Origin of the sequence: Pricia mediterranea, assembly GCF_032248455.1 — a bacterium.
GTDB lineage: Bacteria > Bacteroidota > Bacteroidia > Flavobacteriales > Flavobacteriaceae > Pricia > Pricia mediterranea.
Genome location: NZ_JAVTTP010000001.1, coordinates 4,245,716 through 4,269,477, shown reverse-complemented (window position 1 = coordinate 4,269,477; position 23,762 = coordinate 4,245,716). Strand labels below are relative to the sequence as shown.

Genomic DNA, 23,762 nt, shown 5'->3' with positions numbered 1-23,762 from the left:
TGTGCAAACGAATGAACCTCGCAGAGTTCCGGTACTCGAACGCTGCCCTTAACGGCACTCTTGGACAGGTCGTTGCGCACCAAATCAACGATCATGATGTTTTCAGACCGCTCTTTGGCATCCTTTTGCAAATTGAATTTTAAGGCTGCATCCGTTTCAAGATCAGGGGAGCGTTTCGCGGTACCTTTTATCGGCTGTGAGATCGCAATCCCACTCTTTTTTCTCAAGTAGCGCTCCGGAGAAGCGGACATCAAGAATTTATCACGAATCTTTAGAAAAGCGGCAAAAGGTGCCTTTGAGATTGCGTTTAATTTATCAAAGGCCTTCAAGACATCGATTGTCGTGTTTTCGGCATAAAACTCCTGACAAAAATTGGCTTCGTAAATATCTCCACGGTGGATGTGGGCCAACAGCGCTTTGATTCTGCTAAAATAGTCATCCTTGGAGGTACGGAGTTTTATACGGATGTCATTCGAAGTTGAATTGCCGACCAGAGTCTGCGCCCCATCTGAAGCTTGGATCTGATCATACCCCTGCCCCACTTGGTCCATCCCTAGCGGCCCTATTTCAGTAATTTCTTCAAAATCCCCTTCGATTTCATCATCCACCATATTCAAATAGACAAAGTCAACGGTATTCCCCGCAATTCGGATTATCTTCTTGGGCTGAAAAAAATAGAGGTCCGGAAAATGTAGTCCGTCGTAATTTTCCGAGGTCAACTGTTCCACATCGTTTTTAAGGTCGTAGGAGAAGTAGCCGAAAATCCAATCTTCCAATTGGCCCTGATATTCCTTCAAATCATTAAAAGCATTTTGGAAATCCGTTACTAAAGAGGTGAGGCCATCTACCGCCAAAACGGCATCGAACGCGCCATGGGGGTCCCGATGACCGTTACCGTCCAACCAGGCTACCTCGTCGAATTGTTGCCCCCAAGACAACAATTTTTGTTTGAAATCCTGAATATCGGAAACCCTAAAAGAGATCGTTTTTCGCAAGGGGCCTGCTTATGGTTTATTATTCGGTAATAGGGGTATTAGACTTTGAAATCCTGTCGGCGAAAATATAGCAAATAGCTATGAGTTGGGCGATTTTTAATTAATTTCGCCGGCCGGAACATCCAAACTACCTGTTCCATTGGTATATAGGTCGGGAGAGGTACTCCGTACTATCCAAAAAAAATGAAAAACAAAACCGAACGTCTGTACTTCATCGACGCCATACGGGCCTGGGCCATCCTTATGATGCTGCAAGGACATTTTGTGGATGGTCTGCTCGATACCGCTTTTCGTGACCCTTCCAGTCCCATATTCGCCGTTTGGAAGTACTTTAGGGGCATGACCGCCCCGGTTTTCTTTACCGTGTCGGGATTTATTTTTACCTATCTATTGGTGCGGGGCGAGCTACAGGGACTAAGGAATCCTAGGGTCAATAAAGGAATCAAGCGCGGACTGGAGCTATTGTTTATAGGATACCTGCTGCGAACGAACCTGTTAGGATTGTTACAAGGGGAGCTCTACCCCTCTTTTTATTTGGTGGATGTACTGCATTGCATCGGTCTCTCATTATTGGGAATCATCGGTATTTATTTATTGTCCCAAAAATTCCGGAAATCTTTTTTTGCCCTGATGCTGGTATCCTGTACGCTCCTACTTTTCATTTTCGAGCCGCTCTATAAAGCATGGGACTATTCCTTTCTTCCCGATGCCCTGGCCAACTACTTGACCAGAGCGAACGGTTCCGTGTTTACGATTTTCCCGTGGTTCGGCTATGCGACCTTCGGAGGCTCGGCATCCCTTCTCTTTACCAAATATAGGAGTTTTAAATACCTCTACCCGAGCGCCATCGCCGTAGCTATAACGATCGGTTTCGGATTGATTTCCAGTTCTTCAAATTGGTTTATGGGCCTTTCAAGGCTAACGGGAATACAGTTGTTCGCCGATGTTTACGCCAACAACTATCTGTTTATCCGTTTAGGGGATGTGCTGCTGGTCTTTGCTGCATTTATGCTCCTCCGCAGCCTGTTAAAAAACCGAACGGTATTAAGGATAGGACAAAGCACCTTATCCATTTACGTGGTCCACTTCATCATCCTTTACGGAAGCTTTACGGGAGTGGGTCTCTACCGGTTCTTTCACCACGCCCTTTCCCCCATCGTCGCCATTGGGGGTGCGCTTACCTTTATACTGATTAGCACGTTTACCGCTTTGAGCTACGAAAAGCACAAGATGTCCATCAAATCGAGACTTGCCTCGGCAGGCGAATATATAAAGGATGCATCGGAACCAATCGGTGCGAAAGCCTCGGACTTGGCCAAAGAACGGATTTATAAGGTGCTGCGCCGTTTAAAAAGGGTAAAAAACTAAATATGCAAGGCCCTATCCCCCGTAGCCGCAAGCGCAGCTTCCTTCACTGCCTCGGCATAGGTCGGGTGCGCATGGCTCATTCGCGAAATATCTTCCGCGGAGGCCCGAAATTCCATGGCCGTGACCGCTTCCGCAATAAGATCGGCACATCGGGCACCGATCATGTGGACGCCTAGGACTTCATCCGTTTTTTCGTCCGTCAGGATTTTCACGAATCCATCAAGGTCCATGCTAGCCCGGGAGCGGCCCAAGGCGCGCATCGGGAACTGTCCGGATTTATAGGCGACCCCCGCCTCTTTCAGTTCTTCTTCGGTCTTGCCTACGGCGGCCACTTCCGGCCAGGTATAAACGACCCCAGGTATCAGGTTGTAATCGATATGCGGTTTTTGGTCCGCCAATTGTTCGGCTACCAAGGTCCCTTCTTCTTCTGCCTTGTGTGCCAACATGGCTCCGCGAATCACGTCTCCGATGGCATAGATGTTCGAAGTAGCGGTCTGTAGCTGTTCGTTGACTTCAATTTTTCCGTTATCGTTGATCTTTACCCCTGCCGCTTCGGCGTTCAGACCTTTGGTATAGGGCCGTCGCCCAACAGAAATTAGGCAATAATCGCCTGTGAATTCCACTTCCTCCCCTTTTTTATTGTCCGCCTTGACAACGACCTCATCCCCTTTTCGCTCTACGGATTTAACCTTATGCGATAGGTTGAACTTTGTCTTTTGCTTTTTCATGACCTTCATCAATTCCTTGGAAAGCGCGGCATCCATAGTAGGAATAATACGGTCCATATACTCGATAACCGTCACTTCGGCACCAAGACGTTTGTACACCTGACCCAGCTCGAGCCCGATGGCCCCGCCACCGATGATAATCAGGTGCTTGGGAATCTCCTTCAGTGTCAAGGCTTCGGTAGAGGTAATGATGCGCTCTTTGTCCAGTTCAATAAACGGAAGGTTTGAAGGTTTACTTCCCGTAGCGATGATTGTGTTCTTAGCCTCAATGGTTTCCGACTTGCCATCGCTCTTTTTGATATCGATATGGGTCTTATCCTTAAAGCTCCCGGTGCCCTCAAACACCTTGATATCGTTTTTCTTCATCAGAAATTTAACCCCATCGCAGGTCTGATCGACAACGGACTGCTTTCGTGCGATCATTTTCTCCAAATTCACCTTGACCTCGCCCGGGATGTCGATGCCGTGCTCCTCAAAATGTTTGACCGCATCTTCGTAATGATGGGAGGAGTCCAGCAGGGCTTTCGATGGAATACAGCCCACGTTCAGGCAAGTGCCCCCCAAGGTGGGATATTTCTCGATAATTGCGGTCTTCATCCCCAATTGTGCGCAGCGAATGGCCGCCACATAGCCCCCAGGGCCCGAGCCTATAATGGCTACGTCGTATGAACTCATAATCCTAGCTTTTGATGAAGGACAAAATTAACATTATTTTCCGGTTTAGTGGAAAATTCCGTTTCAAGCTCCTAAACGAAGTTGCAGAAACGTATTCAAAATTGTAATATTACCGTACATCAAACCAAAACTTATATGAAAGGCCCTAAATCCGGGAAGCATCGGGAAAACCAACATGTCGTAGAGAATAGGGAGCTGAGCATCGGAGAGGCCTTGATACCGGTAATTGCCCTGATAGGCATGCTGGCTTATAACGTATATGTCTTCGGCGATGACGCCTTGAGCGGTTCCAATCAATTTATTCTTTTGTTGGGCGGTGCGGTCGCAGCTATCGTGGGCATTCGCAACAAAGTACCCTACAAGCAAATGTTGGCCGAGGTCGCCGAAAACGTCAGATCGACCACCGGTGCCATCTTGATACTCTTAATGGTCGGCGCCTTGGCAGGCACTTGGCTGATCAGCGGGGTTATTCCCGCCATGATCTATTACGGACTCCAAGTATTGAACCCCACTATATTTCTAGGGGCGTGTGTGATTATCTGCGCCATCATTTCCATAGCGACCGGGAGTAGCTGGACGACCGCCGCGACCGTGGGCATTGCTTTGGTCGGTATTGGAAACGCATTGGGCATCTCTTTGGGAATGACCGCCGGGGCCGTACTTTCCGGGGCCTATTTCGGGGACAAACTTTCCCCTTTGAGCGATACGACCAATCTGGCCCCGGCCATGGCGGGCGGGGAGCTTTTCGACCACATACAGTATATGCTCTATACCACTGTACCAACGATTACGGTAGCGCTGATCGTTTTTATCGTTATCGGATTGAACCTCGATACTAGCGGTACTGCTGATGTCAGTTCCCTATTAAACTCGATCGATGCCACGTTTACCATCAATGGATGGTTATTTATTGTTCCCGTTGTCGTCATCTTGCTCATTGTCAAAAAGACCCCGCCCTTGGCCGCGCTCCTCATTGGCACCCTTTTAGGGGCGGTTTTTGCCGTAATCTTTCAACCCCAGGTCGTAGCGGGGATTACCGGTGCGGAAACACTGTCTTTTCAGTCCGGCTACAAAGGTGTTCTCAAGGCCATAACCGTAGAAACCGATATTCCGACGGATAATCCCGTGCTCAACGACCTCTTTTCGGCCAAGGGCATGGCCGGTATGCTGGGTACTATCTGGCTGATTGTATGCGCTATGGTGTTCGGGGGCATTATGGAGGGTATCGGTGCGCTGGCCCGAATTACCAAATCCTTATTAGCCATGGCCAAAACGACATTCGGACTCTTCGCGAGTACGGTGGGCAGCTGCTTGGCCCTGAACGTTACGGCTTCGGACCAGTATCTTGCTATTGTGGTGCCCGGGAAAATGTTCAGCAAAGCCTATGAAGACCGGGGTCTGGCCCCGGAAAACCTGAGCAGGACCTTGGAGGATTCCGGGACGGTCACTTCGGTATTGATTCCTTGGAACACTTGTGGCGCCTATCATAGTGGGGTTTTGGGCGTACCGACCATGGAATACGCCGCTTTTGCCATTTTCAACTGGTTGAGTCCCATTACCACCTTAGTATTTGCCGCCTTTCACATCAAGATAAAACAGCTGACATCCAAAAGGACAACTTCCTAAAATCTAGATACGAAAGAGCTGTACCATCCCGTACCTCGCTGTGAAGCTCCTAGAGGTGACCTATCCCTACTCCCGCCATCCCAAAAGAAAAAAGAAACAGGAAACCCCTTCGCATCACTTCCTCAATAATTCACGGTGTTTTATCAGAACCTATCAATAATATCGTATTTAATCTTCCTTTTCACCAACAAAAAGCACTTTGCTTCTTACCGATTTATTAGAGCTATATGCGTATTGGTTTTATAGATTCATTAAGCTGGTAATACCTATGAACATTGGCTAGGTTTGTACGTGAAATTAATGAGTGGCAGTAGGCCACAAAATAATAACAAATAGTAAAAACAGAATCATATGACATCAGTAGGAAAGAAGTTCCCCGACCTAAATGTAAACGCCATGAACGAAATGGGCGATACGTTTAAACTCAATGTCTTGGAAGAAGCTAAAAAGAACAATAAGAAGGTAGTTCTTTTCTGGTATCCGAAAGATTTTACTTTCGTATGCCCTACGGAACTGCATGCCTTTCAAGAGGCTATGGACGAGTTCGAAAAGCGTAATACCATCGTAATAGGTGCATCTTGCGATACCCCCGAAGTACATTTTGCCTGGCTCAATACAAGCAGGGACAATGGAGGAATCGAGGGTGTAACTTATCCTATCTTGGCCGACAGTAACAGAAACTTGGCCACCCGTCTGGGTATCTTGGATACCACCAACCAGCATTACGACGAAGAAAGTGGTGCCATCACTGTCGACGGAGACAATGTCACGTACCGTGCTACCTATCTTATAGATGAAGAAGGTACGGTATTCCATGAAGGAATCAACCATATGCCCCTCGGAAGAAACGTAAAAGAATATTTACGTTTGATCGATGCCTACACCCACGTTCAGGAAAAAGGGGAAGTATGCCCCGCGAACTGGGAAGAAGGTAAGGACGCTATGACTGCCGATAGAAAAGGCGTTGCCGATTATCTTTCGGTACACGCGAATTAATTAGAATCGCTGCACGCGGAACGCCATGTGCCTTACGTTATAAAAATTGCGTGGTGCGCGTGGCGTTGGGCGTAAAGTGAAGGCGCAAAGTTGAACTCTAAACAAATTACTATGGTACTAGAATTAGATAAAGATAACCTACAGGCAATTGTAGCGGACAAGAAAGAAGTCGTCGTACAGTACTCGGCGGGCTGGTGCGGTAATTGCCGTATCATGAAGCCCAAGTTTAAGAAAGAGGCTTCCCAACACGATGATATCACCTTTGTAATCGTGGATGCTGAAAAATTTCCTGAAAGTAGAAAGCTGGCCAAAGTGGATAATCTCCCTACTTTTGCTGCATTTACCGATGGAAAATTGAAGAACCAAGTACAGACCAACAAATACGATGTACTGAAAGACCTGATAAATGAAGTTGCCAGTAATTAAGCACCTGACCAATTTTATTGAGGAAAACGATGAGGATTTCGTACTCGAGACCATCGAGACGCTGGAAGCGCTAACCGAGTCCCCTTCCCTGAAGGATGAGGAGCTCGATGTGATTGGGGAGCTCATTTCCAACATGTACGGCGCCATTGAAGTCAATAAAGCCATCAAGGAGGGCAAACCGCGAAAAGAAGCATTGAACGGGTTCATGAAGCGCGTGACGGGGTCCATAGATTCGTAAACGCCCATAGCGGATGCAACAAGGCAATCTACCGGACATATTAATTGGTGTTCGGCAGATTGTCTTTTATTTTGTGTGTACACTTCCCATTGCTGATCGCGAGACCCGAAATGCACATTTAATCTTCCACACATTCAACTCGATGTGCCGTTAATTTCATAATTTCACCTTTTCATTAAAACCAGGAATCATGGCAGCACTTACTTTTAAAGGAAATAAGGTACACACTAAAGGCAGCTTGCCTGCCACCGGTAGTAAAGCCCCCGATTTTAAGCTGACAAAGTCCGATCTTACCGACGCATCGCTCTCGGATTACTCGGGCAAAAAAATGCTGCTCAATATTTTTCCCAGTATCGATACCGGCACCTGTGCCCAATCCGTTCGAAAATTCAATGAAGAGGCGGCGCAACTGGACAACACACGAGTTTTGTGCATCTCGAAAGATCTACCGTTCGCCCAGGCCCGTTTTTGTGGCGCCGAGGGAATAGACAACGTTGAAATGCTATCCGATTTTCGGGACGGTAATTTTGGCAAAGCCTTCAATCTTGAACTTTCCGATGGACCCCTGCAATCTTTGCTCTCCCGCGTCGTTGTAGTATTGAACGAAAATCAAGAAGTGGTCTACACCCAACAGGTTACCGAAATTGTTGACGAACCGGACTATAAAGCAGCGCTAGAAGCACTCGAGAATGCCTAAGGAATCTTTTCTAAAGAACCGGATCAAAAGTGTAGGTTTTGCATGGCGTGGTGCCCTACTGCTGATTCGTACCGAACCCAGCATCAAAATACAGGTTGTACTGGCCCTAGTGATGACCGCCGCCGGTTTCTATTTTGAAATTTCCACTCTGGAGTGGATCGCCCAGGTACTTGCCATCGCACTTGTTATCGGTATCGAAGGGGCCAATACGGCCATCGAAAAAATTTGTGACTTCATTCATCCCGAATTCGATCGGCGCATAGGATTTATCAAAGACGTTTCCGCGGGCGCGGTGATGCTGGTCTCCATTGGGGCTATCATCGTCGGGCTGATTATTTATCTGCCCAAATTATTTTAAAGCGAAACTTTCCGATCCCGACCCTTCCCGGACAAATTTGTAATTTAGCCCCCGGAAACAAAAATTTCTTACAGTATAAATGGCAAAAAAGGCACGTAAAGCGAGGTCCAAATCCAAGAAAAGCAGGAGGACCCTGGGATTATCCAAACAGAACAAGATCATCTTGGGCAGTCTTTTGATATTGCTCAGCATGGCGCTGTTCTTCTCCTTCGTTTCCTTTTATTTCACCTGGCAAGACGATCAGAGCCTACTAACGGAGTTTTCCGATAGAAATGAAGAGGCGAAGAACTTACTGAACAAGTTTGGGGCCAGCATCAGCCATTTCGTAGTGTACAAAGGCTTCGGCATCGCGTCGCTGATTCTTACGATTCTTCTCTGTATAACGGGACTTTATTTTTTCTTGAGCCTTGAGAAAAAGGGCCTCTTCAAGAAGTGGATCTGGGGCCTGGTTTTTATGATATGGATTTCCTTGGCCCTTGGTTTTCTTGCCGATACGCATCCCCTTCTAGGTGGATTGGTGGGCTATGAAATGAACGATTTCCTACAGGATTACACGGGAAAAATAGGCGTTTTTCTGATATTACTTTTCGGACTGACTTTTATCCTGGTCCGTTTTTTTGAATTTACTCCGGACGGGGCAGCGCGTTATTTCACTTCAAAAAAGGCCGCGTTGGCTTCCAATCGTAAGGGGGGTACCGACTCCAATAGTACCAACACCTCCTCTGCGGATATTGTACTCGACAACGAAGAGGATACTCCCGTAACCATCGACACCTATACCCATAAAAAGGATATCCCCTCCCTGGAAGATGAGAAACCGGCCAAAGACGATTTTGAAGTGACGGTTCCCGTGGAGGAAGAAACCGATGAACTGGCCATGGAAGTAGAAAAGATCGTGGAAGAAGAAGAGGAAAAGGACAATACCTCGGACAAGCTCGTTGCCGATTTTGGGGAGTTCGATCCGACCCTGGAATTGGGCAGCTACAAATTCCCCACTATAGATCTCTTGGATCCGCACGGCGTAACCGGTGGCATTACTATCAACCAAGAGGAGCTGGAGGACAACAAGAACAAAATTGTCGAGACGCTCAAGAACTATAAGATCGGTATCGCCCAGATCAAGGCCACCATCGGCCCGACCGTAACCCTCTATGAAATCGTACCCGAAGCCGGGGTCCGTATTTCGAAAATCAAGAATTTAGAAGACGATATCGCCCTTTCCCTGGCGGCGTTAGGAATACGTATTATCGCGCCCATCCCCGGGAAGGGAACCATCGGGATCGAAGTGCCCAACAAAAATGCGACCATCGTATCGATGCGCTCGGTCATTGCCTCCAGCAAGTTCCAAAAAGCTGAAATGCAACTGCCTATCGCCTTCGGGAAAACCATCAGCAACGAAACTTTTGTGGTCGATCTGGCCAAGATGCCACACATGCTGATGGCAGGGGCTACCGGGCAGGGAAAATCCGTCGGCCTGAATGCCGTGTTGACCTCCCTTCTCTACAAAAAACATCCTGCGGAGGTTAAATTCATCCTGGTGGACCCTAAAAAGGTCGAACTGACCCTTTACAATAAGATCGAACGTCACTTCTTGGCAAAATTGCCCGGTTCCGACGAGGCCATTATTACGGACAATACCAAGGTAATCAACACCTTGAATTCCCTCTGTATCGAAATGGACGACCGCTATGAACTGCTGAAGGCCGCGATGGTACGGAATATCAAGGAATACAACACGAAGTTCAAGGCCAGAAAGCTGAACCCCAACGACGGACATAAATTTTTGCCCTATATCGTGCTCGTCATCGACGAGTTCGCCGACCTGATCATGACCGCCGGCAAGGAAGTCGAAACCCCTATAGCCCGGTTGGCACAATTGGCACGGGCCATTGGCATCCATCTTATTATTGCTACCCAGCGGCCATCGGTCAACGTAATTACCGGTATCATCAAGGCCAACTTCCCGGCCCGTATTGCCTTCCGCGTGACCTCAAAAATCGATTCCCGCACCATTTTGGATGCCCAGGGCGCTGACCAGCTCATTGGGCTTGGTGACATGCTTTACACCCAAGGTAATGATGTCACCCGAATACAGTGCGCCTTTGTCGATACGCCCGAAGTAGCGAAAATTACAGAGTATATCGGGTCCCAAAGAGCCTATCCCGATGCCCATGAACTGCCGGAATATTCCGGGGAGGATTCTGGCACAAACCTTGATTATGAAATAGCGGACAGGGACGCCCTTTTTCAGGAGGCCGCCGAGGTCATCGTGACCGCGCAACAGGGTTCCGCCTCCCTTATCCAAAGAAAATTGAAACTGGGCTATAACCGTGCCGGACGAATCGTGGATCAGCTCGAAGCCGCAGGTATCGTAGGTCCCTTCGAAGGCAGTAAGGCGCGACAGGTGCTTGTCCCCGACCTGGCAGCTTTAGATCAGCTGTTGAGCAATGAGCTCAAGTGATTAACGTGGGTCGTTAGACGTTAGACGATAGTGGGGAAGTCTTGGACGTTATGCGTGACGTTCCAGCTGAACATACTTATAACAATAAAACACAAAAAGTAAAAAATTATACCATGAATAGAATATACTTCCTAATCTGTACCCTCGTATTCTCGACAATAAGTGCGACTGCGCAAGGCTCCGACGAGGCAAAGGCCTTGCTTGAAGAGGTGTACAATAAAGTCAAGGGTTACGACAATATAGTTGTGGATTTTAAATACGTGCTGAACAACGCCGAAGCAGGTATCAACCAAGAGACCCGGGGCGACGTCACCTTGGAAGGTGAAAAATATGTAGGGGATTTTTTCGGGGCGAAGCAGATCTATGACGGCTCGAAAGTCTATACCATCGTTCCCGAAAATCAAGAGGTTACCATCGAGGACAAATCCGAGGATGAAAATGCCCTGACCCCTGCCAAGATGCTGACCTTCTACCGAGACGGACATAAGTATGAGATGGACATCTTACAAAATGTCAACGGAAGAAAAATCCAATACGTCAAACTGACCCCGATGGATACGGATTCCGAAACGGAGTCCATTTTACTGGGCATCGACGCCGAGACGAAGCATATTTACAAGGTTATCGAAAAAGGCAAGAACGGCACTACCACGACTATAACCGTTAATTCTTTCAAAACCGATCAGCCCCTGTCGGAAACCTTGTTTACTTTTGACAGGAAGAAATATGAGGATGAGGGGTATTATATCATTGAGAGTTGATCGTCTGAGGGATTCTGGGATGAAGGACGTAAGGACAAAAGGGTGAAAGACGGAAGGACGAAAGGATGATGGACGACTAAGGAAAGCCGGTAGGATTGGTTAAAGGTCACGGGGATCCTGACAAATCGAACGGGTCCGAATCGCGGAAAAACCTTGATAAAGGAAATAGGATGACAAGAAGACGTTTTTAAAAATAAACTACGGTTCACCTGAATGCAAAAGACCTGACCTCGATAGAACATTCCCCCAGAAGGACGACAGATGCAAATAAATAGTTCAGTTAGGTTTTACGCCGAAGCGCTTAAATTAGAAATCAGACCTTGAGAATTTTAGATCGGTACATTTTATCGCGATTCCTCTACAACTTTTTTAGTTCGTTCGTGATATTGATGTTTATTTTCATCTTTCAGACCATCTGGCTGTTTATAGACGATTTTGCGGGAAAGGGCCTCGACGTTGTGATTATCGGCAAGTTCTTTTTCTACATGATGCCCAGCCTTACCGAAAAGGTATTGCCCCTAACCGTACTGCTCGCTTCCATTTTGACCTTTGGCACCTTTGCCGAAAACTATGAGTTCGCCGCCATGAAGGCGTCCGGAATCTCGTTGCAGCGCTCCATGCTCCCTTTGATCATATTTATGGTGATACTGGGCGGGGTTACCTTCTATTTTGCGAACAACGTTATTCCCGCCGCCGAACAGAAAATCTATAATATGCGCCGCAATATCGCCAAGGTCAAACCGGCAGCTGCCATCGAAAAGGGCGTGTTCAGCGATTTTGAAGGCATGAGCATTAAAGTGGACGAAAAATACGGAAAGAAGGACCGGTTTTTGAAAAATGTCATCATCCATGAAAAAACAGCGGCCAACGTCAACAGCACCGTAATTAAAGCAAAGACGGGGGAACTGATCAGTAGCGAAGCCTCCGAAATTATTCAGTTGGTACTGCGCGATGGGCACTATTATACCGATATCGAAACGAAAAGGGCCTCCGAAAAGAAAAAGCGCCCCTTTGCAAAGGCGGACTTCGATATCTATAGGATGAACATCGAGATTCCAGAAATGGAAATGGATCTGGAAGAAGAGAACGTATCGAACCGTGAAAAGATGAAGAACGTCTCCAGGTTGTTAAAGGATATGGATTCCCTGGAACAGGATAACGAACGCATTGTCCGTGCCTTTTCCAAGAACATCATTTATCGGATGGGAGGCTTTATCCCCCTCACTCCCAAGAAAACGGGAACACCGCCACAACAAGAGGACCGGGACAATGCATCCCAAGCCGAAGCTGCGGCTACCGGTGACGATGTGATTTCCACGGATAATCAAAACAGTATTACCGAAGAGCCCCCGTTCCCCGAAGACACCGAACCACTGACGGATGCTACCACTGCCCCTGAAGAAGGCGGCGGTTCTTCGTTCCCTTCATCCAAAGAAAACGGTGTTTCCGAAAAACAGATAAACATCATCGACCAGTTTGAGGATTGGCAACAGCTGCAGCTCATCAATACGGCAAAAAATACCGTTGCTAATATTTTGACCTCGGTTACGGGCAAAAAGATTGAACTCGATAAGCGGTACGAGATTCACCGCAGACATATTTTTTCTTTGCACGAGAAATATGCCCTGGCCCTATCCTGTATCATCCTATTCTTTGTCGGGGCACCTTTGGGGGCGATCATACGTAAAGGGGGAATCGGCCTGCCCATGGTCGTTGCCATACTTCTGTTTCTGGCCTATTACTTTTTGGGCGTCTTTGCCAAGAATTACGCCTATAAAGGAAACATCAATCCCATTTTGGGCGCATGGCTATCATCGCTGATCATGTTACCTTTGGGCGTATATCTGACCAGACGCGCTACGGCGGACAAGGGCATGATGAATTTTGGAAATGCCTTGGACCGTTTGAAGCGAATATTCATTAAAAAAGATGCTGACGCATGATTGCCGACATGGAAAAAGAAATTACGCTAAATACCATTGAAGATGCCATAGCCGCTATTCAGGAAGGGGAGGTCATTATCGTGGTGGACGACGAGAACCGGGAGAACGAAGGTGATTTTGTTGCCGCTGCGGAAAAGGTGACGCCCGAAATGATCAACTTTATGGCCAAATACGGTCGGGGACTGATCTGTGCGCCCCTTACCGAAGACCGGTGCAACGAACTCGGACTCGAGATGATGGTCCGCAACAATACCGTGTTACACCAGACCCAGTTTACCGTATCCGTCGATTTGATCGGACATGGCTGTACGACCGGAATTTCGGTGCACGACCGCTCGAAAACCATCCTGTCGCTTGTCGATCCGAAGACCAAGCCCCACGACTTGGGAAGACCGGGACATATTTTCCCCCTGCGTGCCAAAAACGGCGGGGTCTTACGACGTACCGGCCATACCGAAGCGGCCATCGACCTGGCGCGATTGGCGGGACTCAAACCCGCCGGTATCCTGGTAGAGATATTGAACGAGGACGGCACCATGGCCCGGCTGCCACAGTTGGTCGAGGTCGCCAAAAAGTTCGAACTAAAGATCATCTCCATCGAGGACTTGGTCGCTTATCGGATGAACCACGATTCGCTCATCAAAAAGAAAGAGGAATTCGATATCGAGACCCGGTTCGGGAAATTTCGCCTGCACGCGTATCAACAAACGACGAACGACCAGGTACACATCGCCCTGACCAAAGGACGGTGGAAGTCCGACGAGCCGGTGCTGACCCGTATCAACGCTAGCTTGGTCAACAATGACATATTGGGCACCCTGACCAATAATCCCGATAAAAAGCTGGAAGACATGTTCAACGCCATCAATGCGGAGGGCAAGGGCGCTTTTGTCTTTATCAACCAGGAGTCCCAGTCCCTCAACCTTCTGAACCGGCTTTCCGAACTCAAGGAACTCCAGGAAAAAGGCATCTACAAAGCCCCTAAAATCGATATGGATACAAAGGATTTCGGGGTCGGCGCCCAAATTCTGCACGATATCAATATTTCGAAAATACGTCTGCTTACGAATTCGACCCAGACCAAGCGCGTCGGGATTGTGGGCTACGGGCTGGAGATTGTGGAGCAGGTAGGGTATTGAAGATGGATTTGAGATGGGAGTACGCATGGAAAGTCAATAGAGTTACCTTGCATGGAATAAAAGATGGCCTGGCCAAGGTACTTTTCGATTGGAAGGTGAAAAGACTTATTTAGTTTGCTCCTTAATCCAATCCGATATCGTTTTCAGGGCTTTGGGCGAAAACGTCTGTTCGATATTCCCGTATTCCATGGGCGAGCCGGTTTCGCTTTCCTGAAAAAGGTGGTTCAGGCCGGGAAGCTCGATTAGGGTCACCTCTTCATTACCCGCTTTTTCTAGAGCGTCGCCGATGGCGGAGAGATTTTCCTTAGCGGGTACTTGCAGATCCTTACTACCATTAATGGCCAGTACGGGACATTCTACATTTTCCAAAATTTTTGCGGGGTCGTGCCGTAAAAAATATACCATCCATGGCGTGGCCATGAAGTCTACTTGGGATTTGATGAACTGGTCAACATCCATCCCTTGCGGTATCAAGTCTTGAGATTCGGCATTGTCCGTTTCACCTTTCAAGTAATTCGTCAAATCGTCCCGTAACTGTTGAACATCGGTGGATGCCAACGTCATGTCGATTATTTTCTTCCGGATCGCCGCCGAGCGCTCGACGTCGGCATCCGACTTACCTGCCGCCTTTTCGATCAACTTGCCTTGCATCGCCAATATGTCGCTCCCGGGAATTCCTGTTCCCGCCATTAGAACGATAAAGCTGACATCGTCGCTTTCCGCAGCCACCATCGGAGCAACCACACCCCCTTCGCTATGACCGATCAAACCAATGTGGTCGGTATCGATATCCTTTCGGGTCTTCAGGTAGTCCAACGCGCTTTCCACATCCGATGCGAAATCGGGTGAGGTGGCCTTTTTAAAATCCCCGGTGGACTCCCCCACCCCACGGTCGTCAAAGCGTAGAACGCCGATGCCGTTGCGGGTCAGGTGGTCCGCGATGACGAGAAAGGGCCTGTGTCCTGCCAGCTCTTCGTTTCTATCTTGGGGGCCGCTTCCGGAAATCAACACCACGACGGGATACTTTCCTGTTTCTTTGGGCAGGGTCAAAGTGCCCGCCAGTTCTATATCGGCTTCTGGGTTTTTAAAACGGATTGCCTCCGTATAGTAGGGAAACGGTTCTTTAGGCTCCTGCGGTCGATTGCGCTGCGGAGCTTCGATAGCTTCCCGCGACATTTCCAGGGGAAGGGTCAGACCCCCTTGCCTAAAAGTACCTTTTAGCGTATCATCGACCAATTCGGCAGTATAGGTCAGGCCCAAGACCGTCGCGGCAAGGTCAAGTTTTCCATTGGTAAAAGTGGTCGTATCGACCGGGATGCCCTTGGCGCCCTGATCGGGGCTATCCAAAGTCGTGGTATATCCCGAATCGGATTTTTCGATGTTCAGCACCAATCGCAGCGGACTCCCCGGAATCTCCAAAAGGCCGTGCCATTGACCGGTTATTTCCTGGGCCAATGCCGAGCAAGTAATACCTACTGTAAGGAGAAATAAAGTTGCTTTTTTCATAATATGGTTTTTCATTTTATTTTCATCTGGGGATACGTTAGAAATCAAAGTTGATCGGCATTTGACAATGAACTCGTTTAGACTTTTGTTTGGTATCGATCCCGAAAGCTTTCGGGAGGCTTTTTTGAGCAGCATGGCCATAGCTACGCTGCGATAAATGACAAAATTGGGGTGCAAAATGTGAAATTTGCAGGTAAAAATGGAAGTCTAATCGCGTTCAATGAATATCCGACTAATTTTTTATCGTGGCGATAAATTTCTTAAGTTTTTTCAACCTTTATGTATATACTCTGCACCAAATCGATTTCAGATAGAAATAGAATCCGACGCCCAACAAAAGAAGAAACGAGGTGAATACAATCTTAAATACATCCTTAAATATGAATGCTAGGGCGAATAACAATGCCCTCATCCGAAAATAAAATCGTCTGTTTTTTTAACGGAATGCTGACAAATGTCATAGTTTTGCGCTTCCATCGAGGTTATTTTTGCGCTTCGATCTGCAAAAAAAAATGAAGGCTTCCTGTGGGCCAAAGTAAATGCAGTTTAACAAGGCATACCAGCAACGAAGAGGTGACCGCGGATCACGCGGGTCACAAAATAAAGAGGAATGGTTGAAAATTTCAGGGAGTACGTTCAAGAGTTTGAAAACGTTCTAAAAAGCGTTTTTCACGAAAGGTATGACATCGATAAGTTCAGTAAAGAACGGGGTATCCCTGCGGTTGCTTTGCGCGACATCATGGACAAAACCCCGCTGGCCGTAGCCATTCCCGAAAATTATGGCGGCAGGGGATTAAAGGTAAAAGAGTGCCTGGGGCTTTTATCGGCGGCTTCGTATGAATCCCTTTCCCTGTCCCTGACCTTCGGTATCAACATAGCCCTATTTTTGGAGCCGGTCGCAAAATATGCCAATGCGGAGGTCAAGGCCGACATTTTCAAGCGCTTTCTCGAAAAACAGAACATGGGCGGTCTCATGATCACCGAACCCGCTTTTGGCAGCAATGCCTTAGGTATGGAAACCTATAATGAGAAAACCGGGGACAGCTATTTGGTCAAAGGGACCAAACATTGGCAAGGTCTCACGGGAATGGCGGACTATTGGCTCATTGCGTCACGCGAAAAAAATAACACCGGAAAGCTGAGCAGGGATATCGATTTTTTCATATGCGACGTCACCCGGCCCGACCAGAAGATCGTGGTGGAAGAGTATTATGATAACCTCGGACTTTACATGATTCCCTACGGGAAAAACCGGGTAGATATTCAGGTACCGTCCCAATTTAAATTGGAACCGACAACGTCCGGCGTAAAAATGATGTTGGATATACTTCACAGAAGTAGGATGCAATTTCCCGGAATGGCACTCGGTTTTATAAAAAGGATGCTGGACGAAGCTATAAAACAATGCAACGAAAGAATCGTCGGCGGTAAAAAATTGATCGAGCTGGATCAGGTGCAGTATCAAATTTCAAAGATCCAGTGCGCTTTTACGGTAGCCTCCGCAATGTGCTTTAGAAGCAGTGATCACAGTGGTATAGACAAGGATCTTTCGAACTCGGGCGTCGAGGCGAACACTATGAAGGCCTTCGTGACCGATCTGATGCAGGAAGCCGCACAAACAGCAACCCAGTTGTACGGCTCCACAGGGTTTAAGATGGACAATATTGCAGGTCGAGGAATTATGGACAGCCGGGCCTTTCAAATATTCGAAGGCTCCAATGAAATGCTCTATACCCAGATCGCCGAAATCATCGTCAAAATGATGAAGCGCAAAAAGGACTTCAACCTTTATAATTTTCTAAAGGATTTTGACCTTACCGACAAGTCGCACCCCCACTTTAAAAAGGAGGTCGCATTTACTATCGCCCCAGCATTGAAACAAAGAAAAATGATCGTACTTGGAAAAATATTCTCGAGGATTATTTCTTTGAATTTCGTACTGGAAATGGGGGAAAAGGGATTTAGGAAGGACCTAATCACAAATTGTATCGAAATTTTAAGGCATGACGTCTCCGAATTGGTCGATTCCTTCCATTCTAAAAACACGGTCGTACCCATCGAAGAATATCGTTCAAATAGCCAGTGGTACGATTTTGTGTAGCGCTTCGGTCCAACTTCCGGTCCGTAAAATCTTCACAGCAGTCTTTGCGACCTTGTGCAAGTACTACTGAAGAACGCCCCGAATAGCCCCTACCATCTTGTCCGCCCTTTCCCGGACTTCCTTTTCCGTCCAGCCCAGTTTGATCAGGCACGAAATGTTCCGCCCTACCCAGTGGTCGGACTTTGAAAAATCCGATTTTGAATAGTCCGGCATCTGGTCGTATACTTCTTGGGGCCATTTCCCGAGGGATTTTCTTTGGACAAGATGCTCCCATTTTCGGTAGTAGTGCCAGTTGTTATCGAACCAGTAGAAACAGCCATCAACGCCCGCATCGCCTAATGCGGTATGGGCTTTTTTGGCCGTGTCGGCATCCGGCAGAAAGAAATTAAGGAAGGCGTAGCTTTCCTCGCCGCCTTCGGGTACCCGACGGAAGGTAATTTCCGGAAAGGGCTCCAAGGCTTCCCGCAACACGGTATAGTGCTTCTTTTGGATGGCCAGAAATTCATCCAAACGGGCTATTTGTGCGAGGCCCACTGCCGCGTTAAGCTCGGAAATTCTATAGTTGTATCCTAAAAAAGGATGTGACTCCGCCCCCCTGTCCATCCCGACATGATCATGACCGTGGTCGGAATAGTGGTCCGCATTCGATTTGTAGCTGTCATTATCGGTAATGACGGCCCCACCTTCGCCGCAGGTAATGGTCTTGACGTAATCGAAGGAGAAACATCCCAAATCACCATAGCTACCGAGGGGTTTGCCCTCGAAAGTACCCCCGATGGCCTGACAGGCATCTTCCACCAGCAGCAGGTCGTGCCGGTCACAGATGGATTTCAAAGCGTTCAGGTCCGCCATCGATCCGCACATGTGTACGGGCATAACCGCTTTCGTTCTGGGAGTGATCGCGTTTTCTACCGCTTCGGGTGCCAAGGTCAAGGTGTCATCGACATCCGTTAACATCGGGACCGCCCCCAGGGCCAAGATGGATTCAAAACTGGCCACAAAGGTGAAGGTGGGCATGATGACCTCGTCCCCAGCCCCTACTCCGGCACTGGCCAGGGCGACCGTTAGGGCAGCGGTGCCACTGCTCACCAGCTGCGCGTGCTTGGACTCCATACGGAGTGCCAAGGCTTTTTCGAGTTCCTCGGCCTTCCAGTGACCGTTGCGCATCCCGTCAAAACCATAGCGCATCAGCACCCCGGAATCTAAAACATCCTGAACTTGTGCTCTTTCCTGATCTCCAAATAATTCAAATCCCGGCATTTGTGATACGTGTTTATGATTTAACTCTAGTTTCCGTGAAAAAATACGGAGGATTTTTAATGTGACAAAGGGATTAGAAAACGAAAAGATGATGGAACAGGGACTGCAGGGATAAAACTAATGTTGCCAGATTTTGGCCGGCTTCTTCAGATCCAGGAAGGTTTTGTTGGCTTTCTTCCTTGCTCCTTCCATCTTTCATCCCATTAATGCATCTTCAAACCACCGAACCGCATAAGGACACAAACCCATAATTTCCCGCACTCCGAATCTTCCAATTTTAAAATCAACACATCCCAAATCAACCGATTTCAATAACGCTATCGTCCAAATCTTTCCGCACTTTCTTGAAATCGGAGAACATATCGTCCTCGGCGCGATAGCCTACCGGCAGCACCAAGACCGAACTCAGGCCTTTGCTTTCCAACTGCAAGACGGCATCGTATCCCATTGGATCGAAGCCTTCCATCGGGCAGGAATCGACCTTTTCCATGGCACAGATAGTGAGCAGGTTTCCCAACGCCAAATAGGCCTGGTTCTTGGCCCATTGTCGGATTTCCAAAACATCCTTTTTTGAAAAGTCATCGACCATAGCCTCCTTAAAGGGATTTAGAATGGAATCACTGGTGCCCCTGATTTTTTGCACCTGTTTGAAATAGTTGGTAATATAATCCTTACTAATGGTTTTTTGGATGCAGATAACGAGCACGTGAGAGGCTTGCGCCACCTGTTGCTGACCATAGGAATGGGCCACCAATTCTTCTTGGAGCCCTTTGTTCTGAAGTACCAACAAAGTAATGGGCTGTAAACCGAAGGATGTCGCCGTGAGATTGAACGCACGTTTCAAGCTTTCAACCTTTTCGTGGGGCAGCAATCGCTCCGCGTCGAATTTCTTGACGGCATAGCGCCATTCGAGATTTTTGATTGTGTCACTCATAAAATTCAAAGTCTTTGGGATACAAATCTATTTGGCATATTTATGACTGTGCAAATATCCCAATTTTAAGGACAAAGTCAGGTAATGCCGTCAAAAAATAATCCCTTGATACGGTCCGGCCACATGGGCAACTTGATTTCTTGCAATGCCACCCTGCCGCTCCAAATCTCTACCCGCCAAGATAGCATCTGCCCCTTCTTTTATCCATTTAAAAGAAGGTTGACCTGCAATGCTTATAAAATAGGCCTTTTTCAACTCGGAAGTCCGAAATCTTGAAGAGAAGTTAAGAAATTCAATGCCTTCGCCATTATAAATTGGGAGCACCAGAACCGGTTTTAATTATCACGTTAAAATTTATATATTTGTTGCTAAATATCTGGTTAAAAAGTAGGATTTTACTTATTAAAAGTTTGCACATATTAATTCTTACAGCTTGTCGTAATTGGTTAAACCTATATTTCCCCCACTATGAAGTTCAAGTTGACGACTGCGCGGCTTATTGTACTTTCACTTATTTTACTTATAGCGGCCATTGCGTTTATTTGGACCTCCATTACCTACAGAATCGAGATATATTCCCAGAACGCGGTGGCATTGGAAATTGAGAAATCCAACAATCGACTGAACCAAGCCGAGGTCCGTTTGACGGCACTGTACCAGATTAGCAAAAAAAACGTGCAGTTCTTGGCCAATCTGATAGCGCTGAACCATGAAAACGATTTTTCCGTTTCCCTTGCCCAGCGGCAGTTCTCCGATTTTCTTAAGGTAGATGACAACTACTTTCAGGGAAGGTTCTTGAATGCCTCCGGTAACGAGGTCATACGGGTAGAGCGAATAGGCGGAGCCGTTTTCACCCTACGCCCGAAAGACCTTCAATATAAGGGCGATAGATATTACTTTAAGGAAGCCTCTCAGCTATCGAAAGGGAAAGTTTTCGTTTCGAATTTGGACCTTAACGTGGAAGATGGGGAAATCGAAAGGCCCTATCGCCCGACACTACGCTTTTTTAGTCCCGTCGTGGTCAACGGGGAACAGAAAGGGGTCGTTGGCCTCAACCTGAACGTTGAAAATTGGTTTCAATATTTCAACGACACCCGAATCGGCATCCTCAATTCAAAGAACGAGGTGTACTTCGATGAAAAAGGCGATCTGTACAAAAAATTTGAAGAGGACCTTTCCGCTACCGATTCCCAAGGTCATCCCAACTTCTATTCAAAAAAGGTCGATCTGGAAAACAATCTCCAATGGACGTTGTTTACAAGAGCGAACAATACCGCGATTGACGCCAAACTTCAAAAATTTCGCAATGAAGCCTACAGAACTGGAGCTGCACTGATAGTAGGCCTACTTTTTCTGATTACCATTGTGCATGTGCTCCATGTCAAAAACAGAAATATCTCAAAATTGAACCGTGCGGTAGAAAACAGATTGCACGAAAGGGACACCCTGATAAAAGAGATACACCATCGGGTAAAAAATAACCTACAGGTGGTATCCAGCCTTTTGAGCTTACAATCCAGCTTTATTAAAGACGACAAGATTAAAATGTTGTTCCGATACAGCCAGTACCGGATTAATTCAATGGGGATGGTACATGAAATGTTGTACAAGAGCGACAATCTTAATCGAATCGACTATGGCGCGTATATCGAAAAATTGGTTCAGGTCCTTATTACCTCCATGAAAGGGGACAAAAATAAAATCAAACTGGTTATGGATGTAGAGAATATCTATTTGAATATAGATACCTCCATTCCCTTGGGACTATTGATCAATGAGATTACGACCAATTCCTTGAAATACGGGTTTTCGGACGGCGAAAAGGGGGTCCTTTCGGTAAAATTGATCAAGATAGGCAGTATTCAGTATAAGCTCTTCATCGGGGACAATGGTTCCGGCATTCCCCCGAATATTAATTTTAGGAATACCAAATCGCTCGGCCTGAAATTGATCCACAAGCTGGCCCTGCAGTTACGGGGCAATATTGAGAAGGACAACTCAAAGAAAGGTACCAACTATATCATAACATTCAACGAAATTGAACAAACCTCATAGACGATGTCAAAAAAAGTAATACTTGTAGAGGACAATTTTATAATACAAATGTTTCTCGAAGAAATAATAACCGCAATGGGGCACGAAGTACTCGCTTGCACCGACAATGGCGACGATACCCTCGAATTATTAAAGACGCACACCCCGGATGTTTTATTACTGGACATCGGACTTTCGGGAGGATGGAGCGGAATAGAATTAGCCGGTATCATTAAAGAAAAACACCAAATACCTTTCGTTTTCCTTACCGGTAATTCGGATAAGGATACCCTGGATAAAGCCAACTATCACAGCCCCCTTCACATCATACAAAAGCCCATCGACGAGGATAAATTAAAGCATGAATTCGAGCTCATTGTCGAAAAAATGGACAGTACCAAACATACGGTGTAGAACAGGGCATCAACCTGCTACCCATGCCCCCCACCGACGCCGATCACAACGAAAAAGAGACCGCTCTTTCGAACGGTCTCTTGGCTTCAGGGAAAGTCGGAATGCGCTCGCATCCCTGTAAAAATCTTTGATTTAATCATTCATCGATCTCCTAGGCCGCTTTCCCGACATAGTCTAACTGCTGTAATTTTTGCAGGGCTTCGGACTTGGAGTTGACATCGAGCTTCAGGTAAATGTTCTGCACGTGGAAGTTGACGGCACTAGCGGTTACGAACAATTTTTCGGCGATGGACTTGTAGGTAGCGCCCTGGCAGAGCAAATCGACCACCTGATTTTCCCGTTCCGAAAATATTTCGCGCGATTTACGCTGGAACGTGGCGACGAACAGACTGATGATGTCGTTGCTCATCGTGGCCCCTTCGTTCTTGATCGAATCAAGGGCGTTGTAAAGCTTCCGCGCATTGACCGGTTTGGAAATATAGCCGTTAGCGGAATGTTTGAACGCTTTTTTGACCAGGTCAAAATCGTTTTGCGCACCCAACATGATAACTTTTACTTGGGCGTCTTTTTTCCTAAAATGTTGAATATAATCTATTCCACACCCGTCGTTCAGAGCCACCTCGATAAAAACTATATCGGGATTGTGGGTGTCATATTCGGCCAGAGCCTCTTCCGCCGAAGTGTAAACATCGGCCAATGAGTACTCGGTAAAACTGTCAAAATAACTGCGGTATTTGGTGTGAAACGATTGATCATTATCGATTACGATACAATTTAAGGTGTTGATACTCATGGTAGTGGATTTTGTGGTCGCGTCCATTAACCCTTTAAGGGTCAAGACGGTACCGATTAGATTTGGGATGTAAAACCAGCGCGGTTCAAGGCATGCGGATGACACGATCTTGCCGGGTAGGTTGCCCGTAAGATGACGCATGCGCTTTGAGTGCCGGCGATTTTGCGAAACAATGCAGGTTACATTGTCAAGCTACATAATTGCGATGGCGACACGCACTTAATTAAAACAGTCTTTACGTTTTACTTTTTGAAGTGAAGTAGATTTGAACTTCGTTTCGAAATTCTTTTCTTCTGGATAACGAGGTAG

General features: G+C 47.1%; 21 protein-coding genes. 14 read left to right on the top strand and 7 right to left on the bottom strand.

Annotation, left to right across the window (positions count from 1 at the left end; all coding sequences use genetic code 11):
• On the bottom strand, positions 1–995 hold a 995-nt coding region (locus tag RQM65_RS17540; RefSeq protein ID WP_314016754.1), incomplete at its 3' end, for a chorismate-binding protein.
• A 183-nt stretch (positions 996–1,178) separates the two neighbouring features.
• Here RQM65_RS17540 and RQM65_RS17535 point away from each other — a divergent pair.
• Complete coding sequence (locus RQM65_RS17535) at positions 1,179–2,363, top strand: acyltransferase family protein (protein ID WP_314016753.1); 1,185 nt, start codon at positions 1,179–1,181, stop codon at positions 2,361–2,363.
• On the opposite strand, the gene lpdA is transcribed toward RQM65_RS17535, so the two are convergent.
• On the bottom strand, positions 2,360–3,766 hold the full coding sequence (lpdA, locus tag RQM65_RS17530; RefSeq protein ID WP_314016752.1) for a dihydrolipoyl dehydrogenase: 1,407 nt from the start codon (positions 3,764–3,766) through the stop codon (positions 2,360–2,362). The genes RQM65_RS17535 and lpdA overlap by 4 nt on opposite strands.
• 135 nt (positions 3,767–3,901) lie before the next feature.
• Between lpdA and nhaC the strand changes: the two genes are divergently transcribed.
• The 10 genes from nhaC (at position 3,902) to ribB (ending at position 14,411) form a co-directional block, all read left to right on the top strand.
• A complete protein-coding gene (gene nhaC / locus RQM65_RS17525; protein WP_314016751.1) occupies positions 3,902–5,392 on the top strand; it encodes a Na+/H+ antiporter NhaC in 1,491 nt (496 codons plus the stop codon).
• Positions 5,393–5,743: 351 nt separating this feature from the next.
• Positions 5,744–6,388, top strand: coding sequence for a peroxiredoxin (locus RQM65_RS17520; protein WP_314016749.1), 645 nt, complete (start codon positions 5,744–5,746; stop codon positions 6,386–6,388).
• Between the two features lie 111 nt (positions 6,389–6,499).
• Entirely contained in the window at positions 6,500–6,814 is a 315-nt protein-coding gene (locus tag RQM65_RS17515; protein WP_314016747.1) for a thioredoxin family protein, read from the top strand.
• Positions 6,795–7,052: a DUF6952 family protein gene (locus tag RQM65_RS17510; RefSeq protein ID WP_314016746.1), complete on the top strand. Its 258-nt coding sequence runs from the start codon at positions 6,795–6,797 to the stop codon at positions 7,050–7,052. The genes RQM65_RS17515 and RQM65_RS17510 overlap by 20 nt, the downstream gene beginning before the upstream one ends.
• Before the next feature lie 190 nt (positions 7,053–7,242).
• Complete coding sequence (gene tpx / locus RQM65_RS17505) at positions 7,243–7,749, top strand: thiol peroxidase (protein ID WP_314016744.1); 507 nt, start codon at positions 7,243–7,245, stop codon at positions 7,747–7,749.
• Positions 7,742–8,107 (top strand): diacylglycerol kinase, encoded by a 366-nt coding sequence (locus tag RQM65_RS17500; RefSeq protein WP_314016743.1) that lies wholly within the window; start codon positions 7,742–7,744, stop codon positions 8,105–8,107. Before tpx ends, RQM65_RS17500 begins: the two co-directional genes overlap by 8 nt.
• A 79-nt stretch (positions 8,108–8,186) precedes the next feature.
• Entirely contained in the window at positions 8,187–10,568 is a 2,382-nt protein-coding gene (locus RQM65_RS17495; RefSeq protein WP_314016742.1) for an FtsK/SpoIIIE family DNA translocase, read from the top strand.
• A 113-nt stretch (positions 10,569–10,681) separates the two neighbouring features.
• Positions 10,682–11,329 carry an outer membrane lipoprotein periplasmic chaperone LolA1 gene (lolA1, locus tag RQM65_RS17490; protein ID WP_314016741.1) on the top strand — a complete coding sequence of 216 codons (648 nt, stop codon included), beginning with the start codon at positions 10,682–10,684 and terminating at the stop codon, positions 11,327–11,329.
• A 320-nt stretch (positions 11,330–11,649) separates the two neighbouring features.
• Positions 11,650–13,272 carry an LptF/LptG family permease gene (locus RQM65_RS17485; RefSeq protein WP_314016739.1) on the top strand — a complete coding sequence of 541 codons (1,623 nt, stop codon included), beginning with the start codon at positions 11,650–11,652 and terminating at the stop codon, positions 13,270–13,272.
• Positions 13,269–14,411 carry a 3,4-dihydroxy-2-butanone-4-phosphate synthase gene (ribB, locus tag RQM65_RS17480; protein ID WP_314016738.1) on the top strand — a complete coding sequence of 381 codons (1,143 nt, stop codon included), beginning with the start codon at positions 13,269–13,271 and terminating at the stop codon, positions 14,409–14,411. Before RQM65_RS17485 ends, ribB begins: the two co-directional genes overlap by 4 nt.
• 105 nt (positions 14,412–14,516) lie before the next feature.
• Here ribB and RQM65_RS17475 read toward each other — a convergent pair whose 3' ends face one another.
• Entirely contained in the window at positions 14,517–15,917 is a 1,401-nt protein-coding gene (locus tag RQM65_RS17475) for an alpha/beta hydrolase family protein (protein WP_314016737.1), read from the bottom strand.
• Positions 15,918–16,527: 610 nt separating this feature from the next.
• Here RQM65_RS17475 and RQM65_RS17470 point away from each other — a divergent pair.
• Positions 16,528–18,018: an acyl-CoA dehydrogenase family protein gene (locus RQM65_RS17470; RefSeq protein WP_314016735.1), complete on the top strand. Its 1,491-nt coding sequence runs from the start codon at positions 16,528–16,530 to the stop codon at positions 18,016–18,018.
• 63 nt (positions 18,019–18,081) lie between these two features.
• On the opposite strand, the gene RQM65_RS17465 is transcribed toward RQM65_RS17470, so the two are convergent.
• The 3 genes from RQM65_RS17465 to RQM65_RS17455 form a co-directional block, all read right to left on the bottom strand.
• Positions 18,082–19,278 (bottom strand): DegT/DnrJ/EryC1/StrS family aminotransferase, encoded by a 1,197-nt coding sequence (locus RQM65_RS17465; RefSeq protein WP_314016733.1) that lies wholly within the window; start codon positions 19,276–19,278, stop codon positions 18,082–18,084.
• A 298-nt stretch (positions 19,279–19,576) separates the two neighbouring features.
• Positions 19,577–20,212: an NAD(P)H-dependent oxidoreductase gene (locus tag RQM65_RS17460; protein WP_314016731.1), complete on the bottom strand. Its 636-nt coding sequence runs from the start codon at positions 20,210–20,212 to the stop codon at positions 19,577–19,579.
• Between the two features lie 90 nt (positions 20,213–20,302).
• Entirely contained in the window at positions 20,303–20,536 is a 234-nt protein-coding gene (locus RQM65_RS17455; protein WP_314016729.1) for a hypothetical protein, read from the bottom strand.
• Positions 20,537–20,680: 144 nt separating this feature from the next.
• Between RQM65_RS17455 and RQM65_RS17450 the strand changes: the two genes are divergently transcribed.
• Positions 20,681–22,267 (top strand): sensor histidine kinase, encoded by a 1,587-nt coding sequence (locus tag RQM65_RS17450; RefSeq protein ID WP_314016728.1) that lies wholly within the window; start codon positions 20,681–20,683, stop codon positions 22,265–22,267.
• 3 nt (positions 22,268–22,270) lie between these two features.
• Positions 22,271–22,660 carry a response regulator gene (locus RQM65_RS17445; protein WP_314016727.1) on the top strand — a complete coding sequence of 130 codons (390 nt, stop codon included), beginning with the start codon at positions 22,271–22,273 and terminating at the stop codon, positions 22,658–22,660.
• 151 nt (positions 22,661–22,811) lie between these two features.
• Here the strand turns inward: RQM65_RS17445 and RQM65_RS17440 are convergent, their stop codons facing one another.
• Positions 22,812–23,594, bottom strand: a complete 783-nt coding sequence (locus tag RQM65_RS17440; protein WP_314016726.1) for a response regulator transcription factor — start codon at positions 23,592–23,594, stop codon at positions 22,812–22,814.
• Between the last annotated feature and the right edge of the window lie 168 nt (positions 23,595–23,762).

Bases quoted from the DNA above. Each gene is read 5' to 3' on its own strand.
- RQM65_RS17445 (WP_314016727.1), top strand. From the start codon at position 22,271: ATGTCAAAAAAAGTAATACTTGTAGAGGACAATTTTATAATACAAATG.
- lolA1 (WP_314016741.1), top strand. From the start codon at position 10,682: ATGAATAGAATATACTTCCTAATCTGTACCCTCGTATTCTCGACAATA.
- RQM65_RS17495 (WP_314016742.1), top strand. From the start codon at position 8,187: ATGGCAAAAAAGGCACGTAAAGCGAGGTCCAAATCCAAGAAAAGCAGG.
- lpdA (WP_314016752.1), bottom strand. From the start codon at position 3,766: ATGAGTTCATACGACGTAGCCATTATAGGCTCGGGCCCTGGGGGCTAT.
- RQM65_RS17500 (WP_314016743.1), top strand. From the start codon at position 7,742: ATGCCTAAGGAATCTTTTCTAAAGAACCGGATCAAAAGTGTAGGTTTT.
- RQM65_RS17520 (WP_314016749.1), top strand. From the start codon at position 5,744: ATGACATCAGTAGGAAAGAAGTTCCCCGACCTAAATGTAAACGCCATG.
- nhaC (WP_314016751.1), top strand. From the start codon at position 3,902: ATGAAAGGCCCTAAATCCGGGAAGCATCGGGAAAACCAACATGTCGTA.
- RQM65_RS17510 (WP_314016746.1), top strand. From the start codon at position 6,795: ATGAAGTTGCCAGTAATTAAGCACCTGACCAATTTTATTGAGGAAAAC.
- RQM65_RS17465 (WP_314016733.1), bottom strand. From the start codon at position 19,278: ATGCCGGGATTTGAATTATTTGGAGATCAGGAAAGAGCACAAGTTCAG.
- ribB (WP_314016738.1), top strand. From the start codon at position 13,269: ATGATTGCCGACATGGAAAAAGAAATTACGCTAAATACCATTGAAGAT.
- RQM65_RS17515 (WP_314016747.1), top strand. From the start codon at position 6,500: ATGGTACTAGAATTAGATAAAGATAACCTACAGGCAATTGTAGCGGAC.
- tpx (WP_314016744.1), top strand. From the start codon at position 7,243: ATGGCAGCACTTACTTTTAAAGGAAATAAGGTACACACTAAAGGCAGC.
- RQM65_RS17450 (WP_314016728.1), top strand. From the start codon at position 20,681: ATGAAGTTCAAGTTGACGACTGCGCGGCTTATTGTACTTTCACTTATT.
- RQM65_RS17440 (WP_314016726.1), bottom strand. From the start codon at position 23,594: ATGCGTCATCTTACGGGCAACCTACCCGGCAAGATCGTGTCATCCGCA.
- RQM65_RS17470 (WP_314016735.1), top strand. From the start codon at position 16,528: ATGGTTGAAAATTTCAGGGAGTACGTTCAAGAGTTTGAAAACGTTCTA.
- RQM65_RS17460 (WP_314016731.1), bottom strand. From the start codon at position 20,212: ATGAGTGACACAATCAAAAATCTCGAATGGCGCTATGCCGTCAAGAAA.
- RQM65_RS17475 (WP_314016737.1), bottom strand. From the start codon at position 15,917: ATGAAAAAAGCAACTTTATTTCTCCTTACAGTAGGTATTACTTGCTCG.
- RQM65_RS17535 (WP_314016753.1), top strand. From the start codon at position 1,179: ATGAAAAACAAAACCGAACGTCTGTACTTCATCGACGCCATACGGGCC.